This is a genomic window from Skermanella sp. (assembly GCF_059503625.1).
Genome location: NZ_JCACHA010001130.1, coordinates 1 through 5,202, shown reverse-complemented (window position 1 = coordinate 5,202; position 5,202 = coordinate 1). Strand labels below are relative to the sequence as shown.

Here is a 5,202-nt window from a genome sequence, read left to right as displayed (position 1 = left end):
CCGCCAGCCTGGAGCGCACCAGCGACAGCGGCAGATACTGGTCCAGCCGGGTTTCCCCGCCGATGTCGCCCATCGGCATGACCTCGATGAAGGTCAGGTCGAAGCCCTCGTCGCCGCACCAGGCAACCAGCCGGTCGAACTCGTCGTCGTTGACGCCCTTCAGCGCCACGCAGTTGATCTTGACGGCAAGGCCCGCTTCGCGCGCCGCCTTCAACCCGGCGAGCACCTTGTCGAGCTTGCCCCAGCGCGTGATCGCCTCGAACTTGTGCGGGTCGAGCGTGTCGATGCTGACATTGATGCGCCGGACCCCGGCGGCGTAAAGCTCGGTCGCGTAGCGCTCAAGCTGGCTGCCGTTGGTGGTCAGCGTCAGCTCCTTCAAGGCGCCGCTGTCCAGATGACGGCCGAGCGAGCGTATCAGGTTCATGATGCCTTTGCGGACCAGCGGCTCGCCGCCGGTCAGGCGGAGCTTGCTGACGCCGAGCCCGACGAAGGCGCTGCAGATGCGATCCAGTTCCTCCAGCGTCAGCACTTCCGCCTTGGGCAGGAAAGTCATATCCTCCGCCATGCAGTAGACGCAGCGGAAGTCGCAACGGTCCGTTACCGAAACGCGCAGGTAGCTGACGCTGCGGCCGAATGGATCGACGATGGGAGAGAGTTTCGGCAAGTCGGAATTAGTAGCGGTCGCTGTGCTGCTCATGGTGTCCTGTTTTCCTCTCCCCCGCATCGCGGCCCGCCTTTTCGTGGGCTTGACCATCCTTGGCTTCGTATCTTAGCAGGATAGATCATGGATGCCTGCAATTTCATCCTTGGAGGTCCCGCCGCAAGGGTGCATGACGTTTCCACATGGCGGGATTTTTGGAAAAGCGCCCTGAACGTCCAGGTTATGACCGTTCAAATTATGTCCGTTCAGATATAGCGATCGGAAAGCGGTCCGTAAACCAGCGCTCCGGTGTTCATTGGTCTAGGTCGATCGTGAATTGAGCCTTCCAGGGGGGCGGCTTGCGAGGATAAGGAGAAATTTGATGAGAAAGTTCCTGATCGGCATCGCAGTTGTCGTCGTGGTCCTTGTCGGTGCCGCGATAGCCGTTCCTTTCCTTGTTCCGGTCGAACAGTACAAGGGGCGAATCGAAGCCGAAGTGACGGAGCGCACCGGACGCGCCTTCCGCATCGAAGGGCCGGTCTCGCTGTCGCTGCTGCCCAAGCTGGCGGTCGAACTGAACCAGGTCTCCTTTGCCGGTCCGCCGGGCGCCCGGTCGGCCGAAATGGCGCGGCTGGGCAAGCTGGAACTCGAATTGAAGATCCTGCCGCTGCTGAGCGGCAAGGTCGAACTGGACAAGCTGGTCCTGCGGGAACCGCACATAGCGCTGGAGGTCGATGCCCAGGGCCATCCCAACTGGGTGCTGGAAAACCAGACTGCACAGGCTCCCGCCGAACCTGCTCCGGCTCCGTCGGAACCCTCCGGCCAGTCCGGCGATCGGCAGGCCGGCAGCCTGCCCGAACTCAGCTTCGGCGAGGTCGAGCTTGTCGACGGCAAAGTCAGCTACTTCGATGCGCGCAGCGGCGCCGCATACGAAGCAGATCGCGTCAACGTCGAAGTGCTGGCTCCCGATCTGGAGCGGTCGGCGGAAATCAAGGGCAAGCTGGTCTTCCGGGATCGTCCCGTCACGATCGACAGCCGCATCGACAATCCTCGCGGTCTGGTCGAAACCGGCGCTTCGAAGCTGGCCGCCGCCGTCGCGGGCGACCTGATCTCCGTCAGGTTCGATGGGGAACTGGCGAACGGGCAGGGCGGTCCGGGTGCCCGCGGCGCCTTGGATCTGGGCATGCCGGCGCTGCGCGAGCTGGTGACATGGGCAACCGGCGCCGATCCGGGCGCGCTGCCGATCCAGGACGCTTCGCTGACCGGAAGGCTGGAGGCGAACGGCCAGCGGGTGGATCTTACCGGCGGCACCTACAAGGCCGGCGACCTCGAGGCCACCGGCAATGTCGGGTTGGGGCTAGCCGGGCCGCGTCCCAAGATCGACGCCGTGCTCAGTCTGGCGCGCCTGCATCTGGACCAATATCTGAACAAGCCGGGTGGCGCCGGGGCACAGCCGGCGCAAGGCGCTCAGCAGCCCCCAGCCCAGCCGGCGGCGCCCAAGCCGCAGCAAGACGGCTGGAGCACCGAACCGATCGACCTCTCCGCGCTGCGCAAGCTCGATGCCGACATCAAGCTGGCTCTCGCCGGGCTGACCGTCAAAGGCGTCGATGTCGGGGCGTCCGACATAGCCGTGCTGCTGAACGACGGCAGGCTGAAGACCACGATGGGCGAAACGGCCCTGTTCGACGGTACGATCTCCGGTCAGGTGACTGCCGATGCCGCAGCGGCTGTCCCGGCGGTCGGCGTCGATTTCCGGATCAACGGCGTGCAGGCGGAGCCGGTGCTGACCCGTTTCGCGGAATTCGACAGGCTGGCGGGCACCGCCCGTGCCGTGGCGTCTCTCAAGGCTACCGGGGCGAGCCAGCGCGCCATGGTCGAGGCGCTGAACGGGCAGGGGTCCGTAACGTTCACCAATGGCGCCATCAAGGGCATCAATCTCGCCGCCATGGTGCGCAACGTCGGTGCGGCCTTCCAGGGGCAAGCCGTCGGCAACGAGCCGCAGCAGACCGACTTCGCCGAATTGGGCGGCACCTTTACGATCCAGAACGGCGTCGTCCGGAACAACGACCTGCGCCTTCTGGCGCCGCTGCTGCGCCTGGACGGCGCCGGCACGGTGTCGCTGCCGCCGAAGACGATCGACTACCGGCTTCAGCCGCGGCTGGCCGCGACCATCGAGGGACAGGGCGGCAAGCAGGATGTCCAGGGCCTTACCGTCCCGGTCCTGATCCGGGGCAGCCTGACCAGCCCGAGCTTCGCTCCCGACGTGGCCGGATTGGCGGAGGAACTGATCCGCAATCCCGATGCGGCCCGTCAGCAGCTTGAAGCCTTGAAAGGCAAAAAGCCGAAGGACGCGGTCAAGGGTTTGATCGAAGGACTGAGCGGCGGCGGCAACCAGGCTCCCAACCAGGGCGCCAGCGATCCGGCACAGCAATTGAAAGGGCTGTTCGGCCGCTGACTTTACCGTCGGCCCGACATCCGTCAGCTCATTATCGGAGAAGCGCTGTCAAATGATCGCCGCCTTGATGGCCCTCCTGGCCTGCCAGGTCGCGGGTGAACTCGTGGCCCGGCTGCTCGGGCTGCCGATCCCCGGACCCGTGATCGGCACCATCCTGATGTTCGCGCTGCTGCTGGCGCGGGGGAAGGTCCCCGGCGCTTTGCGGGATGTCTCGCGCGGGTTGCTGACCAATCTGTCGCTGCTGTTCGTTCCGGCGGGTGTCGGCATCGTCCAGCATCTCGACCGTATCCGGGGCGAGTGGGTCGGCATCCTTGCAGCCTTGGTCGGCAGCACCGTCCTGACGATGCTGGTCGCCGTCTTCGTGTTCCGCCTGGTGTCCCGCCTGAGCGGCGCCGACCGGGAGGATGCATGATCCCTATCCCCCATGTGATCGAAGACGTCTGGGTCTATCTCAGCACCACGCCGCTGCTGTGGCTGACCGCGACCCTCGCGGCCTTTCTGGCCGGCCAATGGCTGTTCGAGCGCTCGGGCCGCCGCCCGCTGGTCAACCCCGTCGCCGTCGCCGTGGTTCTGCTGATCGTGCTGCTGAAGGCGACCGGGACGACGTACCAGACCTATTTCGACGGCGCTCAGTTCGTCCACTTCCTGCTTGGGCCCGCAACGGTCGCGCTGGCGGTCCCGCTGCACCAGAACTTCGGGGCCGTCCGGCGCGCGGCGCTGCCGATGCTGGCGGCTTTGCTGGCCGGGTCCGTGACGGCGGTCGTTTCCGCCGTTGCGATAGCCCTGGCATTCGGCGTCAGTTCGGAAACGATGCGGTCGCTGGCGCCCAAATCGGTCACGACGCCGATCGCCATGGGCATCGCGGAGAAGATCGGCGGCATTCCTTCGTTGACGGCCGTCATGGTCATCATCACCGGCATCGTCGGCGCCATGACCGTCACGCCGCTGATGAACCTGCTGCGCGTCGGCGACTGGCGTGCGCGCGGCTTCGCCGCCGGTGTCGCGTCCCACGGGATCGGCACCGCCCGCGCTTTCCAGGTCAACGAGGTCGCGGGGACCTTCGCCGGGATCGCCATGGCCCTCAACGGCATCGCGACGGCGATCATGGCGCCGCTGCTGATAAGCCTGCTCGGCTAAGGCGAATTTTTGCTGCAGGCCCGCCCGTTTTGACGTCAAACTGAGGAGGCGAGGGTGCCGGGAAGGCACCGCTGGGAAAAGGGGGAGGGGGCCGCATGGACAATCCCGAAGGTCGGATCATGGCGCCTTCACCGGCGCCCCTGGTCGTCGTCCTCGATGGTGGTTTCGGCAGCTACGACGCGGAACGCAGGGTGCTGGAACCCCTGGGCGCGACGCTGGTCGAGCGTAGTTGCCGGGGCGACCGCGACTTGATCCATGCCGCCCTTCGCCCGGCCGACGCGGTCCTGGTCCGGGAATGCGCGCTGGACCGGACCGCCTTCGAGGCGATGGAGAAATGCCGCGTCGTCGTGCGCTACGGCGTCGCGCTGGACAACATAGACGTCGAGGCGGCGACGGCGCGTGGCATTCCCGTGGCCAATGTCCCCGAGTTCGGCATCGACGAGGTCAGCAACCATGCCCTGGGTCTTCTGCTGGCGGTTGCCCGGCGGATCCCCGCGCGCGACCGCGACGTGCGCGCCGGCCGCTGGAACGTTGCCCGGGCGGAACCGATGCACAGGCTTGCCGGCGGCACCCTGGGTCTGGTCGGCTACGGCCGCATCGGGGCGGCATTCCACCGCAAGGCCGCGGTCCTGGGCTTCGCCCGGACGCTGGTCCACGATCCTGTCCTGACGCAGGCGCCCGACGGCGCCGAATTGGCGCCGCTGGGACGGCTCTGCCTGGAGTCCGACGTGATCTCACTTCATGCCAGTCTCAGCATCTCCACCCGCCACCTGATCAGCCGTGCGCTGATTGGTCTCATGAAGCCCAGCGCGATTCTGATCAATACTGCGCGCGGCGGACTGGTGGACGAGGCGGCGCTGGTCGAGGCTCTGGCCGAGCGGCGGCTGTTCGGAGCCGGGCTGGATGTCTTCGAACGGGAACCGCCGGGAGCGGACAATCTGCTGATGACGGTGCCAGGCGTGGTCGTGAC

General features: G+C 66.4%; 5 protein-coding genes. 4 read left to right on the top strand and 1 reads right to left on the bottom strand.

Features of this window, described 5'->3' with window-relative positions; translation table 11 throughout:
- Window positions 1-697: GTP 3',8-cyclase MoaA (locus AC5JJ6_RS40390; RefSeq protein ID WP_496047460.1), on the bottom strand; the 697-nt coding region annotated here is incomplete at its 3' end.
- Between the two features lie 325 nt (window positions 698-1,022).
- Here AC5JJ6_RS40390 and AC5JJ6_RS40385 point away from each other — a divergent pair.
- The 4 genes from AC5JJ6_RS40385 to AC5JJ6_RS40370 form a co-directional block, all read left to right on the top strand.
- The gene (locus tag AC5JJ6_RS40385) at window positions 1,023-3,095 is read left to right on the top strand and encodes an AsmA family protein (protein WP_496047459.1); all 2,073 of its coding nucleotides are present in this window, start codon (window positions 1,023-1,025) and stop codon (window positions 3,093-3,095) included.
- A 52-nt stretch (window positions 3,096-3,147) separates the two neighbouring features.
- On the top strand, window positions 3,148-3,507 hold the full coding sequence (locus AC5JJ6_RS40380) for a CidA/LrgA family protein (protein ID WP_496047458.1): 360 nt from the start codon (window positions 3,148-3,150) through the stop codon (window positions 3,505-3,507).
- The gene (locus tag AC5JJ6_RS40375) at window positions 3,504-4,232 is read left to right on the top strand and encodes an LrgB family protein (protein ID WP_496047457.1); all 729 of its coding nucleotides are present in this window, start codon (window positions 3,504-3,506) and stop codon (window positions 4,230-4,232) included. Before AC5JJ6_RS40380 ends, AC5JJ6_RS40375 begins: the two co-directional genes overlap by 4 nt.
- A 95-nt stretch (window positions 4,233-4,327) precedes the next feature.
- Window positions 4,328-5,202 (top strand): C-terminal binding protein (locus tag AC5JJ6_RS40370; protein ID WP_496047456.1); only part of this gene is annotated, 875 nt, incomplete at its 3' end.

Bases quoted from the DNA above. Each gene is read 5' to 3' on its own strand.
- AC5JJ6_RS40385 (WP_496047459.1), top strand. From the start codon at position 1,023: ATGAGAAAGTTCCTGATCGGCATCGCAGTTGTCGTCGTGGTCCTTGTC.
- AC5JJ6_RS40380 (WP_496047458.1), top strand. From the start codon at position 3,148: ATGATCGCCGCCTTGATGGCCCTCCTGGCCTGCCAGGTCGCGGGTGAA.
- AC5JJ6_RS40375 (WP_496047457.1), top strand. From the start codon at position 3,504: ATGATCCCTATCCCCCATGTGATCGAAGACGTCTGGGTCTATCTCAGC.